This is a genomic window from Candidatus Woesearchaeota archaeon (assembly GCA_016188115.1).
Lineage (GTDB): Archaea > Nanobdellota > Nanobdellia > Woesearchaeales > GW2011-AR9 > JACPIK01.
Window position 1 is genome coordinate 1,271,275 of record JACPIK010000002.1, and the last position, 15,299, is coordinate 1,286,573.

The 15,299-nt window shown below is 38.5% G+C and carries 16 protein-coding genes; 11 read left to right on the forward strand and 5 right to left on the reverse strand.

Annotated elements, in window-relative coordinates:
• Positions 1–22: 22 nt before the first annotated feature.
• Both HYV86_06850 and HYV86_06855 read left to right on the forward strand, forming a co-directional pair.
• Complete coding sequence (locus HYV86_06850; GenBank protein ID MBI2573556.1) at positions 23–361, forward strand: hypothetical protein; 339 nt, start codon at positions 23–25, stop codon at positions 359–361.
• Complete coding sequence (locus HYV86_06855; protein ID MBI2573557.1) at positions 358–1,059, forward strand: hypothetical protein; 702 nt, start codon at positions 358–360, stop codon at positions 1,057–1,059. Before HYV86_06850 ends, HYV86_06855 begins: the two co-directional genes overlap by 4 nt.
• Positions 1,060–1,114: 55 nt before the next feature.
• Here HYV86_06855 and pyrB read toward each other — a convergent pair whose 3' ends face one another.
• Positions 1,115–2,593: an aspartate carbamoyltransferase gene (pyrB, locus tag HYV86_06860; GenBank protein MBI2573558.1), complete on the reverse strand. Its 1,479-nt coding sequence runs from the start codon at positions 2,591–2,593 to the stop codon at positions 1,115–1,117.
• A 192-nt stretch (positions 2,594–2,785) separates the two neighbouring features.
• Between pyrB and argS the strand changes: the two genes are divergently transcribed.
• Together argS and HYV86_06870 are read left to right on the forward strand one after the other, a co-directional pair.
• On the forward strand, positions 2,786–4,492 hold the full coding sequence (gene argS / locus HYV86_06865; protein MBI2573559.1) for an arginine--tRNA ligase: 1,707 nt from the start codon (positions 2,786–2,788) through the stop codon (positions 4,490–4,492).
• 105 nt (positions 4,493–4,597) lie between these two features.
• A complete protein-coding gene (locus tag HYV86_06870) occupies positions 4,598–5,023 on the forward strand; it encodes a divalent-cation tolerance protein CutA (protein MBI2573560.1) in 426 nt (141 codons plus the stop codon).
• Here the strand turns inward: HYV86_06870 and HYV86_06875 are convergent.
• The gene (locus HYV86_06875; GenBank protein MBI2573561.1) at positions 4,989–5,387 is read right to left on the reverse strand and encodes a hypothetical protein; all 399 of its coding nucleotides are present in this window, start codon (positions 5,385–5,387) and stop codon (positions 4,989–4,991) included. The genes HYV86_06870 and HYV86_06875 overlap by 35 nt on opposite strands.
• A 152-nt stretch (positions 5,388–5,539) precedes the next feature.
• Here HYV86_06875 and HYV86_06880 point away from each other — a divergent pair, with 152 nt between their 5' ends.
• Positions 5,540–6,070 (forward strand): 50S ribosomal protein L16, encoded by a 531-nt coding sequence (locus HYV86_06880; protein ID MBI2573562.1) that lies wholly within the window; start codon positions 5,540–5,542, stop codon positions 6,068–6,070.
• 192 nt (positions 6,071–6,262) lie between these two features.
• Here HYV86_06880 and HYV86_06885 read toward each other — a convergent pair whose 3' ends face one another.
• The 3 genes from HYV86_06885 to HYV86_06895 form a co-directional block, all read right to left on the reverse strand.
• Positions 6,263–6,622, reverse strand: coding sequence for a hypothetical protein (locus HYV86_06885; protein ID MBI2573563.1), 360 nt, complete (start codon positions 6,620–6,622; stop codon positions 6,263–6,265).
• A 62-nt stretch (positions 6,623–6,684) separates the two neighbouring features.
• Positions 6,685–7,728, reverse strand: coding sequence for a 50S ribosome-binding GTPase (locus HYV86_06890; GenBank protein MBI2573564.1), 1,044 nt, complete (start codon positions 7,726–7,728; stop codon positions 6,685–6,687).
• 188 nt (positions 7,729–7,916) lie between these two features.
• Positions 7,917–9,107 carry a GGDEF domain-containing protein gene (locus tag HYV86_06895; GenBank protein MBI2573565.1) on the reverse strand — a complete coding sequence of 397 codons (1,191 nt, stop codon included), beginning with the start codon at positions 9,105–9,107 and terminating at the stop codon, positions 7,917–7,919.
• A 303-nt stretch (positions 9,108–9,410) separates the two neighbouring features.
• On the opposite strand from HYV86_06895, the gene HYV86_06900 reads away from it, so the two are divergent.
• The 6 genes from HYV86_06900 to HYV86_06925 all read left to right on the forward strand — a co-directional run bounded on the left by HYV86_06900 (position 9,411) and on the right by HYV86_06925 (position 15,260).
• Entirely contained in the window at positions 9,411–9,821 is a 411-nt protein-coding gene (locus HYV86_06900) for a hypothetical protein (protein MBI2573566.1), read from the forward strand.
• A gap of 1 nt (position 9,822) precedes the next feature.
• Complete coding sequence (locus HYV86_06905; protein MBI2573567.1) at positions 9,823–10,623, forward strand: tyrosine-type recombinase/integrase; 801 nt, start codon at positions 9,823–9,825, stop codon at positions 10,621–10,623.
• Between the two features lie 224 nt (positions 10,624–10,847).
• The gene (locus tag HYV86_06910) at positions 10,848–11,096 is read left to right on the forward strand and encodes a hypothetical protein (protein MBI2573568.1); all 249 of its coding nucleotides are present in this window, start codon (positions 10,848–10,850) and stop codon (positions 11,094–11,096) included.
• Complete coding sequence (locus HYV86_06915; GenBank protein MBI2573569.1) at positions 11,093–11,407, forward strand: hypothetical protein; 315 nt, start codon at positions 11,093–11,095, stop codon at positions 11,405–11,407. Before HYV86_06910 ends, HYV86_06915 begins: the two co-directional genes overlap by 4 nt.
• Positions 11,404–12,306, forward strand: a complete 903-nt coding sequence (locus HYV86_06920) for a hypothetical protein (protein MBI2573570.1) — start codon at positions 11,404–11,406, stop codon at positions 12,304–12,306. The genes HYV86_06915 and HYV86_06920 overlap by 4 nt, the downstream gene beginning before the upstream one ends.
• A 179-nt stretch (positions 12,307–12,485) precedes the next feature.
• Positions 12,486–15,260, forward strand: a complete 2,775-nt coding sequence (locus HYV86_06925; protein ID MBI2573571.1) for a DUF87 domain-containing protein — start codon at positions 12,486–12,488, stop codon at positions 15,258–15,260.
• The last annotated feature ends 39 nt before the right edge of the window (positions 15,261–15,299 follow it).

Genomic DNA, 15,299 nt, shown 5'->3' on the forward strand with positions numbered 1-15,299 from the left:
CCTTCTTTACTTTAGGTAAAATATGGTGGGAAACGAAACTCTTGCAACGATCCTTCTTTCAGAATCTACATTAAACTCCATTTCTCCACTTCTAGGTAAACTAAGTGTGCTTCTTGGAGGTATTTTTGGACTTTCAGCAATCCTCATTATTACCCGTATTTACTTTGAACGTCAGCGTCTTAAAGTACTTCAAGATATTCGTTATAACTTAGAACAACTCAACAGCCATTTTGGTGTTTCGTCCTCACAACATCGATTAGGTTATTTTCGTCGTAACTGGCAACGTCTTCGAATCTGGTATTACAATTTTAAACATCATGATCTTAAACACCAAGAACCATCTGTGAGGCACAAAAAATGAGAAAAGCGCCTCTAGTACAAGTAGATCCAGCAGTTTTCAAGCGTTATCCTTCTCTTAAAATAGGTCTTATTCACATCCATGACATAAACAACCATATTCATTTGGAACAAGCACATCATCTTCTTGAAGATATGACTCGCTATATCCATTCTACGTTTCATCCTGATACCATTAAAACCCATAAACTCATTTCTCCTTGGGTTGTTGCACAACGCGAGCTAAACCTCAACGCTGTGCATTACCAAACTATCGTCGAATCATTGTTGCAGGATGTACTTCGAGGTCGATCTATTTGTGCTAATGACACTGCAACTGAACTCGTGCGCTATTTGAGTCTCGAAAAACTGGTGCCTATGAGTGTAGAAGATCCTTCAAAAACACAGGGGTCAATTACGTACGCACTTGCGCAAGGTCATGAGAAAAAAAATATTCTACGCAAACTCGCGCCAGGAACATTGTATCATAAAGACTCTAAATCCATTATTGGGACTCATTTTGATTATTGGAAACCTCGTCGTGTTCTTCCTGTCTCTTCAACAAAATCTATCCTCATCCACGTCCTTGCTCTAGATCCTATTACTCCTGCGCAACTCGGGGCAATCTTAGATGAATTAGAAGATCTCATCATAGAATTCTGTGGTGGGGTATATGACACGCAGATCTTAAGCAAAACGAAACATAAAACAACGTGGTGTTAACAAGAATCAATCTTTTCAAATTTTTTTAGGGTCTAATTTAGGTTCTTATTCTCTTTTATCGTATCAATTCTACTGCTTTTTGATCAAATGTTCGTTCACAATAATAACAACGTACTCTTAACGGTTTATCTTGATCGACATAAAACTTACTTGGAGCATGTTCAAAATGTTCTGGTCGAGTAATACAATTTAGATTTTGACATAAAAGCAGCCCTTCGAGCATTCGCGGTAACACTACTGTTCCTTTTTGCACGACTTGTTTATTCTCAATAAAATTAACCGTGGCGCGTTCGCTTACCAATGCCAGTTTCCAAAGCTGGCGTGGTGTCAAGCGCACATTATGGATCGCCATCACGTCTTTTCGTCCATATTTTGTACTTTCAATATTGTGCGCAGAAACAACTGCCGTTGCTCCTAATTTATCCAGCCCTAACAGAGAATACACCAATACTCCTTTACCAGGTTCAAGATGATCAATCAAAGTGCCATTATCTAAACGATAAAGATAACTGTCCTTTTTCTCTTGTTGATTAATAATTTGTTCTCGCCACAACCCATTTTCTTCTTTGTTTTCTGCCCGTTGTTTTTGCACTCCTAGAAGATGAGATATCAAAACTTGTCTGATAAAAACCCCGTTACGTGCTTGCTCAAAGTAGAGTGCTCTTGGTGTCGCATCAACATCAAGATGAATCTCTAACTTATGTTTTACACGAGGAAGAGGATGCATCACACAAAGCCGAGGGTTAGCCCGAGTTAGAATTTGTGCCGTAAGCTCGTACATCCCGCTTACTTTTTTAAATTCATATTCTCCTTCCTGTCCAAGGGGAAAACGTTCTCGTTGAATTCGTGTCATATACAAGACATCTACTTCAGGAAGAACCTCAGAAAGATCTTTAGTTAAAATAATTGTTTTTTTTGTTTTGTTTTCAAATTCTTTAATACAATGATCTGGCATTTCTAAGCCTGGGGGTGCAACCGCCCAAACTGTAACATTATCAAATAACGCTAAACCTTGGAGAAGAGAATGAACTGTGCGACCATATTTTAGATCCCCTACCATGGCAATTTTAAGTCCATCAATTTTGCTAAACTTTTCTTGTATTGTCATTAAATCTAACAAAGTCTGTGTTGGATGTGCATTTGCTCCATCACCTGCATTAATCACAGGAACATTAACAATATCTGCAACATAGCGAGCTGCACCATCAAGATTATGGCGCATGACGACAATATCTGCGCCAAAACCTGTATACATTCGCGCAGTATCTGCGAGAGGTTCGCCTTTTTTTACGGAAGTGCCTTCAGTTCCAGCAAATCCCATGATCTTCATGCCTAACCTTTTTGCCGCAAGTTCGTGACTTTCCCGTGTACGAGTTGAATTTTCAAAGAAAAGAGATGCTAGAACTTTGTTATGCGCCGTTTCATCAAGATTTTTCGTTTTCTGTTTAAGCGCAATGGCTTCCTGAATAATTTGCTCTGCTTCCTGTCGAGAAAAATCGCGCATTGAAAGAATATCTGTTTTAGAAGAGCCCATCCAAAAATAAGTATGATTATTATTGATATAAAAGGTTTTTGATTCTCCAGAATGGGTAAATAATTCCCAGAATAAAAAAACAGAAGTTCAAGAAATCAATCCATATAAAAACATAACAAATTCATATCAATACCAAAAGAGATGTTTAATTTCAAACAGAAGCTATTTAAAGAATTCCCCTCTGCATAAGTTATGGTCTCGGTCCCAATGAACATTCGCGAAGAATTAGTAAATGCCCTCACACAGCATACTTCTCTACCCAACGAAACTATTGATGCATTGCTCTCTACTCCTCCCGATACCAAACTCGGCGACTTTACTTTTCCTTGTTTTAAACTAGCCAAAAATCCTAATCAAGCAGCGCAAGAATTGCATGCAAAAATCTCAGAATCAACTCTCCCTGATTATCTTGCCAAAATCCAAGTTATGGGGGGATATCTTAACTTCTTTGTCAATACTTCTTTTCTTGCGCAACAAGTAATTACCACCATTCTTCAAAACCCACAACAATATGGAAAAGCTCACGAAAAAAAATCCATTTTGATTGAGTATTGTGGTCCTAACACCAACAAACCGCTTCACCTTGGTCATATTCGTAATATGGCATTGGGCAACGCCATGTGCCGCATGCTTACATTTCAAGGAAATACGATTCATCCTGTCAATATCATCAATGATCGCGGTGTCCATATTTGTAAATCAATGCTGGCCTATCAAAAATGGGGACACAACCAACCACCTACTAAAAAAAGTGATCATTACGTCGGTGACTTTTATGTCCTATTTGCCCAAAAACTCAAAGAAGATCCTACTCTTGAAGAACAGGCGCAACACATGCTTGTAGCTTGGGAAAATAACGATCCTGCAGTTCGCACTATCTGGAAAAAGATGAACCAATGGGTACTAGAAGGATTTGCGCAGACCTACCAGCGATTTGGCATTTCATTCGAAAAAGAATATTTTGAATCAGAAATTTATGAGAAAGGAAAAGAAATGGCATTTGCCGGATTACATCAAGGTCTCTTCATTAAAGACGACAAAAAAGCCATCGTTGCTCCTCTTGCAAAATATAATCTCACAGATAAAATCGTCTTACGTGGAGACGGAACAAGTATTTATATCACTCAGGATATGTATCTTGCCAAACAGCGCTACGAAGATTACAAATTCGATGAAATGATGTATGTTGTCGCATCCGAACAACGACTTCACTTTCAACAGCTTTTTGCTATTCTTGATTTATTAGGGCACTCTTTTGCCAAATCACTCTTTCATTTGAGTTATGGTTTAGTTAATCTTCCTACGGGAAGGATGAAATCTCGTGAAGGAACAGTTGTTGATGCTGATGATTTCATGGATGAGATGTCTAATCTAGCCTATGCTGAAGTGGAAAAACGTTATGCTACACTTAGCGCGCAAGAGAAAAGAGTGCGAGCTGAAGCTATTGGTCTAGCCGCAATTAAATTCTTCATGCTCAAAACAGATCCAGTACGCGACATCATTTTCAATCCAGAAGAATCACTTAGCTTTGATGGTGAAACAGGGCCATATCTTCAATACACTTATGCTCGAGCAAGTTCCATTATGCGTAAAGCTCCAACACCTACTGTTCACTTTGATTCAAATCAATTTCTTGAACTTTCGGAACAATCTTTAATTCGTTTGTTAAGTCAATTCCCTCTGCGTATCCATGAAGCAACCTCTGGTAAGAAACCCCACATTCTCTGTCGTTATTTGTTAGATCTCTCCCAGAAATTCAATGAATTTTATCATGCCTGCCGAGTACTTACAGACGATATTGAGTGTTCCAATGCTCGCCTTGCTTTAGTTCACGCAACACATCACGTGCTTGGACAAGGATTAAGTCTGTTAGGAATCACAGCTCTTGAAGAAATGTAGATCAGTTTAATCGAATCACCGTTTAATCAAATCCTCGTTTAATCGATCAGTTAGTTAGATTTCATAACTTTAGACTACCATTTCCTAGCTTAATAGAGAAAAACAGTGGCAAAAAAACAGAATATGACTAAACTCCCCATTAACACTAAACTCACTCCTCACACTAAACCTACTCTTAACATTAAATCTAATCTTAACGTCCTTAACATTATATATACTACGCTGCCTTCGCAAGAAAGCGCATCTTCACTCGCACAAAATCTTCTCCAGAAGAAATACATTGCCTGCGCAACCCTCTTTCCTACTACTAGCATGTATGGATGGAAAGGTCAGCTTGAAAAAGTTAATGAGTGGATTCTTCTTTGTAAAACTCTTCCTGAAAAAGTCTCTCAAGTACGTCAAGAAATAGAGAAGACTCATCCTTATGAAACACCCTGCATTCTCGTATTTAAAGATCTCGAGAGTAACTCTTCCTATTTTGTATGGGCGTGTGCATCTACTCAAACTTCTCGGGATCAAACGAAGAAATAAGATACGCGCTAAAACCCAATTCAAATACTGACGAGAAAATACTCGCTATCGTAATTCCTAACACTATTTTTGCAGTAAGCAGATTCAACACCCCTAATGTGACACCTGCAATGATAAAAAGTAGCGTAATACTAACAATATAAACCGGCAAAGTCAACAAAATGCGTGGTGCTTGCCATTTTACAAACAGCGCAAAAGTTACTAAATTAAATAGGAAAAAAATTAGGGTAGTGATTGCTACAATTACTCCAAGTAGTGTAATCTCATTTCCTGTAACCAACAAAACATCATTAACAATGCTAAGAATGGCAAAAAGCAGTACACTTAGGATGTACAACTGAAGATAACCTCTACTTAAACCCATAGTTTAGGGGATAGTCTTAATCTTTATATCTCTTTTGGAAAGTCTTTTTTGGGCTGTTTTTGAGTCTTGCCGAACCCTGTGGCAGCGTTTTAACGTGAAGGAATAACAAACAGCTCGAAATCTTTATAAATAACCCCCTTTTCAAGCTTTTCATGGCACGTTTACGCAAATTCGCAGCATATCAAAATCTTGAAAGACCTTACACTCGTATTAGTAAATACACAAAAAAGAATTATGTACGGGGCGGTTTTCCTAGCTTAAAAATTACCAAATTCGACATGGGTACTCCCCAAAAAACGTACGATACAATTGTTCGTCTCTGTGTTACACAAGATATGAACATCCGACAAAACGCCCTTGAAGCAGCTCGTCAGACTTCTAACCGGGCATTGGAAAAAACAATCGGAAAAGATTATCATCTTCGTCTTAAACTCTACCCATTCCACGTTCTTCGTGAAAACCCATTAGCATCAGGAGCAGGTGCAGACCGTATGAGTACAGGTATGCAGAAGGCGTACGGTAAACCTATTGGGGTTGCTGCGCGGGTTCGAAATGGTCAAACTGTTTTTGAACTTCGCTTACCACAAGCTCATATTGCTACTGGTCGCTTGGCTATGGAAAGGGCAGCTAAAAAACTTCCTTGCCATTGTAAAGTCGAAGTTATTGCAAAAGCAACAGCGTAAACTTCTTTTTTCTCATTTTCTTTGATATTTCTCACAATTTCTTCTGATGTTTCTTAGAGTTCATTGCTTAGAGTTCATTGTATGCTCAGAACAATTAATTCAGAATAGATCAATAATGCCTCAATATTTCTGCGTTTTCAACAAAACATACTTCTAAGCAACAAAACATACCTCCCAGAATTCTAATTATGTCTAATCTTTTTTTTGGGTATTTTCACCCATTAATTGCTCATGTTGCTGCTCTAATTCATAGATTGCTCGTCGTAATTGTGCTTCTCTTAATTGAACTGGGTCTAATGGTTCCCTCTCTTGTTGCGAGGTGATTTCAAAAAATTGAGATGCTTTCTGTCGATCAATATATTCTGTATCTTCTTCTTGAGCTTGTTTTGAAAGAATGTGCATGCGATGTCGCAACCCTTCTAATTCTTGCTCTAATTGCTCCTGCTGTGTTTGTGCTGGTGTGGTAGCAGGAATTGTAATGGGTGTGTTAAGATCAATTTGTTCAGAAAACTTTTCTCCTGTGCTTTTACGATGTAGCCATCTATCAAACATCTTCTCCATCTCCTCTCTTTTTCTCTAGTGACGTAATCTTATTCTCTTTTTAGGATTCTCTTCTATACATATCTTCGTTTCCGCTTTCGTGGATTCACTTGTTCTTCTTCATCGCCATTTTCCTCAAGTGTATCTTTTTTAAGAGATTGTTGCTCTGCATAATATTTCTCCGCAAGATTCATTATTTTTTCTTTGATTTCCTCAAGAGGTTGATGTTGGTGTTCAAATGTTGCCAATTCCTCTTGGGAAAGGAGATCTTTTTTACTTACATAGACAAAAACAGGTTTACGCATTCGCAAGCTCTTAAACAACTTCTCTTGATTTTCTCGTGGGTAGCCGCAAAACTCACTAATATCAAAAACATAAATAATCGCCTGTGCCACTTCTTCAAGAACCAGCTGAGCTTGCAGTTCAATTTTGTTCATATGCTCCTGCCGAGCTAATGTTCCTGGCACATCTAACAATTGCACTGTAATTCCATCTTTAGTATAATACCCAACATTAATTGTTTTTGTTGTAAATGCATATGCTGCAGTTTCCGCTTTAGTTCCCGTAATCGTATTAAGTAATGTGCTTTTTCCTACATTGGGAAATCCGTAAATAACAACACTAAACATTTCTTGAATATCGGGGTAGGAACGAAATGTTCTGCGTGCTTCATCTAAAAATAATAAGGGGGGTTCAGACCGTTTAATTACAGATGCAATTCGTCCATATGTTTCTAAAGAAATAGCCTTCATATCCTCTCGTAGAGTTGCTTTATGAATTCGTTTAATTGCTTCTTTATGGATTTTTTGCAGGATTCGTGTTGTATCTGCCAATGCTTTAAGTGCTTTTTTGTATCCTTCAACATCAATCGTTAATTCCATTAGCTTGCGATAAAATTCCGGAAGCGCAAACTCCAATGGGAAGTCTTTGTTTACTCGTTCATATGCAGGAAGAATACTATCTTTTATAACATCTAATTTAAGAGATTCTTTAATTCGAATTTTATCAATCCATGTACCATGGAGATCTTTTTGTATCCCCCTCATACGTGCTTTACGAAATGCGTTGTGAAGAAGTTCCTTTACTTTGGGCACTTCACTAATCTTTTGAAAGTTCATAAAGAGCAGAAAGCAAGGTCGTTATATTAAGGTTTAGGTCGAAAATATCTATTGCAGAATTCTGTAGAAACTCACTAAAATTTATATTCCCTGGTTAGTTAACAAACTAATTAACAAATCTTGATCTCAAATTAATATCAAAAGTATTTATCTTTACGATCGCATCTACTTGCTATCTATTTACTTACCTACTTTCTCTCAATTTTAATCTCTTTTTCAACCCAGTTACTTCGAGTTTGGTAACCAATAACTTGATTACGTCCTGGATTGTCTAATGCATCAGCTCTTCCATTAATCAAAGGTAAAAGTCCATGTTTCGCTACGAGTTCGGATTGATCTGCTTGCCCATACAACTCATTTAGATCTAAATTTCCTCCTTCATCAACACTATATCCCACACTAATTGTAAACGAAATTGTTCTTCCTTGATATTGACATGGTCTAGAACTCATTTCTGTGCGTACTCGTTCACCTAATCGTTGTGCTTCATCTACTGAGCTAACTGCAGTAAGGATTCCAAACTCGTCTCCTCCAAAGCGTATGATCTGTGCTGGCTGCCGTACAGTTGCCACTAATCTTCGCGCCATCTCTTTGATAACTGCGTCTCCTCCTAAGTGTGTGTAGGTTTCATTAATTAATTTAAAATGGTCAGAATCAAGCATATATAATGCCACATATTTTCCTTCATCTATTTTTGTTCTAAAAATATCGTACGTCTTTTCTAACCCGCGTCTGTTTAAAACATCAGTCATAGGGTCATACCATGATTCTTTTTGAAGAGATTCATTATCTTGAGCAACTCGTAACGCCTGTGCATATCGTTCTGAAAGTAATCTCAACAAACGTGGTGTATCAAATGTCGGTACTTTAGTTGTAATATAATCTACTACGTCTCTACGTAAAGTAAGAACACCTTGCGTAACCTCAGAAACATCTCTTAATTGAACATAATAAATTGTTCCTCGACCACCTAAGACGAATGTAGCTTTGCCTTTAAATGCAGTAATGGTGCCTGCAGGGGTCAAATCTCCTCGCAACCCATCGCGCAGGTCACTTGGTTGTTCAATCTCATTTCGAGAAGTTATAAGAGCATTTGGTCGTATCCCTCGAGATGGTTCTGCTAAAATCACATCTGTTAATTCTTCTAATTGTCTGGAGGTTGTATCATATCCTGCGCCAGGAAGGATTAATCGTTCGACTACGGTTGCAAATTCTTCTCCACGGTCTCTTAAAAAATGCGCAAAATTTTCAGCACCATTGATGCCATAGTGTCTGACTACTTCCTCAAGGTGAACTCTTTGTCGCAAAAAGGCATCCGGAACTGTTTCTATTGGGGTATTATTTCCAGATAATTTTTCAGATTTTTCGGATGGCGGCATACCTCTTATTTACCCTCATTTTTTATAAATGTTGTGTTAAATTAGTCTCTAAAAAGTAGTAAATAAATCTAAAAAACAATTCTGCTTTTTTTAAGTAATGTTCTTTTCACTGCTCTTAGCTCTTTTATTAGGCATCAGTAGCGGTATCATTACCGGATTATTCCTGCATGTTTAGCCTCTATTTTCTGCCATTTTTAGCGTTACCGTTTGAATGCCGTACAAAGTACATAAGCGAGGTGACGAACGATGGTGTATGGGACACGTACAATGTTAAACAGAAGAATAAGGCAAGGTGGCAAGAAGATGAGCATCTTCTATAAAGTTAATGAGGTCAGAGAGCACATCAAGCAGGAGATTCCGGAACTTTCTGGTGATAGGCTGATACATATGTTGGCACATTGCAGGCGTCACTGGGAAGGCAATCTTCATTATGGTCGCCGAGCTGTAAAAGAAAATGCGCTAAAAGTGAGGGAACTCACAAAGACTGAACATATTCTCTACGATTTATTACTTCGTTTAAAGCTTAACCCTTCAACAGCCTATAGATGGTTTCTTGCTACACGAGTCCCTGATGATATTAAAGAGAAATTACGCAATAATCAAATCAGTCAGAAGAAAGCGTTAGAAATATCAGCAAATAGGAAGCGAGTCAAAGAAAGTAACATTGGACTTCTGATGATGGAAGAGATACGAACGATAATGGGAGGTCTCTAAAATGGGAAACAAAAATAGGTTGCCAAGTGCGCTTAATGTAAAACAATTACAAAAGCTCTTTGAACATATTGAAAGACCTAAAATTGCCATCGCAGCGTTTGTAACTTTTTTCTGTGGTCTTCGTATCAGCGAAATTTGTAAACTTAAAGTGGAGGATGTTGATCTTGAAAATAGGAGAATTAAGATTGTTGATGCTAAATGGCGAGGTCGGTCTGAGGATGGGTATGGTAAAGATCGTTTTGTTCCCATTCCGAGAAGAGCAATTAGTCCCATGCAAAAATGGCTTGAAATTATCGATGGAGGTAAATGGTTTCTTCCCTCTATGACTTCACCTGATAACCCGATGCGAACAAAGAGCCTGTATGAGCAGTTTCGTGAGGGTTTGCAACGATCAGGGTTATTAGTCCCATTATATCATTTTCAAGAGAAGAAAGGCCCTCATAATGGTAAAGAGAAAATTAAGTTCAAATATTATTTTCACACTCTACGACATAGCTATGCCACGTACTTACATGAGAAAGGGGTAGACATTTACACTATTAGCAACTTACTTGGACATAATCAGGTTACAACCACTCAAATCTACGCAAAGATAAGTAAAACACAGCAGGCTAAAGCAGTAGAAGAAGCGTTTTCGGGGCCACTGATGGAATTTAGACCAAACTTTCAACAAACGATTGCGCAACCTGTTCAAAATAATAATCTTGAAATGGAACGCATGAAACTAGACCTTGAACGAACTAAGTTGGAAATAGAGAAGATGAAACTGCTACGCCAACAAATTCTTATTCAAACTGATTAATTTTTTCTTTCTTTTTACCGTAGCTTTGCCGTACAAACCTAATAAACATTTCTCGAGAGTAATAATCCATTAACTGGGGGTGTTACCGTGAAATGCGAAATATGTTACGAGGAAATACAGACACAACTGTGTGAAACGTGCCGAAGATTTCTTGCAAAGAAGTACAAAGGGAGTGATCCAGAGAAAGTACTTGAGAATTATAAAAAACTACGGGGGGATGAACCATGAGCATACTATTGATATTTGGTTTGTTAGTTTGCGTGTTGCTTGGTCTTGTGGTAATGGTGTGGTATGCTTCTAAACCAAAATCAAGAAACCATAGAAGATTAGCACCAATTGAGATTAAGTCTTTTTTAGATGCACGCATGGAAGTTAGAGAACTAAAAGAACAGCGTGATCAACTGGTGCAAAAACAGCAAGAAGCTAACGAGAAAATAATTTCGTTGCTTGAGAGTTTGAAGGTGGTGCAATGAAATGGGTGATCCTCCTGTTATTGTTGCTTCCTATGGCACTTGCAGCTGTTGATTTTGATCAAGGTCTTGATCCACAAGATCAAGCAATGGCGGATCAGATTCTCGCACCCGTTATGAAAATCTATAATCTCATCAAGTATGCCGCCTCAACAATTGGGGTTCTCATGCTCGTCTTTGCAGCGATTACATTTATGACCGCAGGCGGAGAACAAATCAAACGTGAGAGAGCAAAGCTCATGGGGGCAGGTGTGATTATCGGTCTGATCTTGATTTGGGTGGCACCAATGATAGTGAGGTTCTTTTTCTCATGAAAGCATTTATTTTCTTTTTTATTGTTTTGTTGATCATACCTGTTGTTTTGGCTAATCATAATGATGATGACGATAACTGGTGTCTGTTAAATCTAGGAGATTGTTTGCCTGATATTTTGTATGATCTGATTTTAGGAATGGTTAATGCACCGCTCTTACCTACACTTCTAGTTGTGAAGAAGTTATTAACAATGCAGGTTGATTTAGAGATTCTCAAGCAGTTATGGAATATAGTACGATATGCTCTTAGTTTTTTCTATCTGTTCTTCTTTGTCTATGCTGGGGGGATTCTCGTCTTTAGCAATGGAAGTCCCTTAAAGCGAGCTCATGCAAAAGAAGTTTTACAAAATGCTATTCTCTTACTCGTCCTTGTCCAAGGATCATTCTATATCTATCAGCTGGCTCTCAACACCAGTAGCTCGCTAGCATTGTTTTTTGCGGACAAGATTGATCCTCGGGCATTTCTAATTACGATTGATAATGTTCCCAATGTTGCTCTTGAGCTTGTCTATTCAGTGTTGTATTTGATCGTGTTGAGTTTCACTTCCATCTTTTTAGTGATAAGGCTTCTCATTGCAATCTTTGGAGTGGTGTTATTTCCCCTAGCACTCTTTTGTTATTTTTTCCCACCATTGCGATCATACGGACGATTTCTGCTTAAAGTTCTCGCTATCTTCGTGTTCATTACTTTGTTTGATGTATTTTTCTTATATGGAGTTTCGCTGCTCTTTACGGTAGGTTATTTCCTTGTGATTAAGATGCTCTTTATGATGAGCGCATTTTTGGTTGTCAATTATACGTTGTACTATGCAGTTAAAGTAGCGTTGCATGGCGTTGGAGCAGACTCGATTAAAGATGATCTCAATCAAGCAGTAAAATATATTGCTCTCCTCATTTAATGGCATACGACATTCCACCACCCCTCCAACACAAAGAGAAAATTTTGTGGTTTTTAACTTTCCAACAATTAGCAATAGCTGTCCCTAGTTTTCTCGTTATGGTTTTGGTGTTCAAAATTGCTTCTTTATCAACAGCGGTGACGATAAACTCTTTTATTCTGATAATTGCTTTCTTCTTGATGTTTTTTGATGGTATCAACAGAGGACATCATTTCTTTCTTCATCTGCGCAATCAGCGTGTGGAAGCAGACAGTTCTCTTCTTCACAAAATAATAGATATCAAAAGTGTGGAGAAAGAAATGGTGGTGACTAAAAAATCGAAGCTTGCCATCTTAGAAGTAATCCCATTAAATCTTGCCATAAAAACTGAGGAAGAGCAGGAATCAGTGTTAATGGGGTTTGAGAAATTCCTTAACAGTTTGGATTATCCTATCCAAATTCATATAAGCTCGCATAGTATCTCTCTTGACTCCCATTTCAGCTATCTAGAGAAAAAGACTAGCGATTTTCCGGACTTATTCTCTTCCTATAAAGAGTTTGTAACTAAAACGGTATCTGGTCTCAAAAACAGAAAGTTCTACATTGTTATCACAGAGAAAGATAATTTACAGATTCAAACTAGAGTCTGTGAAGAAAAACTTCGCTCATTAGGGCTTCGGGTTAATAGAGTCACTGGAGAGTCGCTCGTTTCGTTGTTTCACAATTACATTGGGCAGGGAGCACAAAAAGAACTTGCGGAGGATCAAGTCATTGAAGAGTACGCTCATTTTCTTCTTTCACCGCAAAAGATTACGTTTCATCATGATGCATTTGAAGTTGGAGATCAATTTTGTACATTACTGAACGTGAAAGGTTATCCTCATAGCGTAGAGCGGGGATTTCTCGATAAGATTATTTCATCAGGTGACACGTACGATATCTCCATTCATATCGAACCATTCCCTTTGGAAGAAACGATGATTCACTTAAATCGTGAACTGCAAAAACAACAGGCTGATTTGTATGCAGATACAAAGAAAGGTATCTACAATCCCTCTCTTGAAATTAAGTTTGAGGCGACCAAGCGTGTTTTAGAAGACTTACAGAAAGGGAGTCAGAAGCTCTTTAATGTCTCACTCTACATTCTTTGCAAAGGTAAAAAAAGAGAGGATGCGGTATTTCTTGCGAAGAAAGTAAAAGCTGATTTAGAAGGGTTAATGATTCAAAGTGGTATCCCGCAGTTTCAGATGCAGGCAGGCTATGAATCGATGCTCCCGTTGGGAAAAGATCGATTACGTTTGACACAGAATATCCATACTAAAGGATTGTCAGCGTTCTTTCCGTTCTCTTCTCCGTTTTTGGATGTAGAAAATGATGGAGTGTTGTTAGGCTTAAACAAAAATAAAATTCCCTACATCAAGAACGTGTTTAATCTCACCAATGCCAATGGAATTATTTTGGCAACTTCTGGAGCAGGTAAGTCGTATTTTACAAAACTGCTCATTTCTCGCTTGTTCATGAATGGTGCTGATATTATTATCATTGATCCACAAGGAGAGTACGGTGCTTTGACACAACATTATCATGGCGAAACGATCACGATCAGTAAGAATTCTTCAACAATCATTAACCCTCTTGATTTGATGGGACATGAATATCTGGAGAAGCGGCTTTCGTTAATGGATTTATTTCAAATTATGTTGGGCGATATCACCGAAGTACAAAAAGCGATTTTAGACAAAGCTGTTGACATCACGTATGGCAGGAGAGGAATTAACCGTGATTCTTGGGATAGCAAGCCGCCAATTTTGCAGGAACTCTATCAAACACTCGTAAACTTGAATAGGGAAGCGCATTCGCAGGAGAAGAAAACCTATATGGCGTTGCTCAATAGGTTGGGGATGTATGCGGAGAATGGTGTCTTTTCTTTTTTGAACCGACACACGAATATTAACTTTTCAAATAGGTTTGTGTGTTTTAATATCGGCTCCATGCCCAAACAAGTAAAGCCTGTTGTGATGTATCTGGTTCTTGATTATGTGTATCAACGCATGAAAGGGTCTTTGAAACGTAAGATTCTCGTTATAGATGAAGCGTGGGCGATGCTTCAAACGGCAGAGGAATCTTCTTATGTGTTTGAGATTGTCAAGACCTGTCGTAAGTTTAACCTCGGGTTGCTCATGATTACCCAAGATGTGGCTGATCTTGTTGGCTCGAAAGCGGGGCATGCTGTTCTAGCTAATACATCCTATACGTTTCTATTACGCCAGAAGCCCGCTGTGATACACGATGTGGCTCGCACGTTTCATCTGTCGGGTGCTGAGAAAGAGTACCTTATATCGGCACAAAAAGGGCAAGGTGTGCTTATTTTGGAGAATGAGCATCAAGAGATCGAAGTTATCGCCTCAGCCAAGGAGCATGAGTTGATTACCACGAACCCTGATGAGATACAGGGGGCTGTGCGAGAGGATGTGCGGGTCGATAGGGTGATTGGGCTTGACATTGAGCAGGATGTCTATACGACTTCTGGATTGTCGGTTGAGGAACAGAATTTCTTAGCTAATAATGGGTATGTGTTAGGTTCGTTTCATGGGTTACGTAAAGGCAGGCAACAACAGTATTTTGTCAAAGTGAGGAAACCAGAGTCGGCAATGCATACGTATTATGTGGATTTGATTTATCGGGAAGTTTTGAAACGTACGTCTTCCGTTGAGAAGTATCGTACCCAGCGACCCGACATTGTGTTTGTCAATTCCAGAAATGAGGAAATCGTGATTGAAGTGGAGACAGGTATTGGCGTCAAGCAGAAAAAGAAGGAGCATGATGAGAAGTTCGGTGCTTTACGTAAGAAGTATGGTGGGCGGTGTTTTATTTTTCTGGTAAACTTTGATTTACAAAATAGTTACAAACGTCACGGGTTGCCCTTATTATTGCGGTTAGATATTGAGAAGTTTATAGAATCGCAATTTGTATGATAACTATGGTGCGAGGTTTAGACTCTTTTTTGGGCGGAT

Excerpts from the sequence above, each read along its gene's own strand:
- HYV86_06850 (MBI2573556.1), top strand. The coding sequence starts at position 23 with ATGGTGGGAAACGAAACTCTTGCAACGATCCTTCTTTCAGAATCTACA.
- HYV86_06855 (MBI2573557.1), top strand. The coding sequence starts at position 358 with ATGAGAAAAGCGCCTCTAGTACAAGTAGATCCAGCAGTTTTCAAGCGT.
- pyrB (MBI2573558.1), bottom strand. The coding sequence starts at position 2,593 with ATGGGCTCTTCTAAAACAGATATTCTTTCAATGCGCGATTTTTCTCGA.
- argS (MBI2573559.1), top strand. The coding sequence starts at position 2,786 with ATGGTCTCGGTCCCAATGAACATTCGCGAAGAATTAGTAAATGCCCTC.
- HYV86_06875 (MBI2573561.1), bottom strand. The coding sequence starts at position 5,387 with ATGGGTTTAAGTAGAGGTTATCTTCAGTTGTACATCCTAAGTGTACTG.
- HYV86_06880 (MBI2573562.1), top strand. The coding sequence starts at position 5,540 with ATGGCACGTTTACGCAAATTCGCAGCATATCAAAATCTTGAAAGACCT.
- HYV86_06885 (MBI2573563.1), bottom strand. The coding sequence starts at position 6,622 with ATGTTTGATAGATGGCTACATCGTAAAAGCACAGGAGAAAAGTTTTCT.
- HYV86_06890 (MBI2573564.1), bottom strand. The coding sequence starts at position 7,728 with ATGAACTTTCAAAAGATTAGTGAAGTGCCCAAAGTAAAGGAACTTCTT.
- HYV86_06895 (MBI2573565.1), bottom strand. The coding sequence starts at position 9,107 with ATGCCGCCATCCGAAAAATCTGAAAAATTATCTGGAAATAATACCCCA.
- HYV86_06900 (MBI2573566.1), top strand. The coding sequence starts at position 9,411 with ATGAGCATCTTCTATAAAGTTAATGAGGTCAGAGAGCACATCAAGCAG.
- HYV86_06905 (MBI2573567.1), top strand. The coding sequence starts at position 9,823 with ATGGGAAACAAAAATAGGTTGCCAAGTGCGCTTAATGTAAAACAATTA.
- HYV86_06910 (MBI2573568.1), top strand. The coding sequence starts at position 10,848 with ATGAGCATACTATTGATATTTGGTTTGTTAGTTTGCGTGTTGCTTGGT.
- HYV86_06915 (MBI2573569.1), top strand. The coding sequence starts at position 11,093 with ATGAAATGGGTGATCCTCCTGTTATTGTTGCTTCCTATGGCACTTGCA.
- HYV86_06920 (MBI2573570.1), top strand. The coding sequence starts at position 11,404 with ATGAAAGCATTTATTTTCTTTTTTATTGTTTTGTTGATCATACCTGTT.
- HYV86_06925 (MBI2573571.1), top strand. The coding sequence starts at position 12,486 with ATGTTTTTTGATGGTATCAACAGAGGACATCATTTCTTTCTTCATCTG.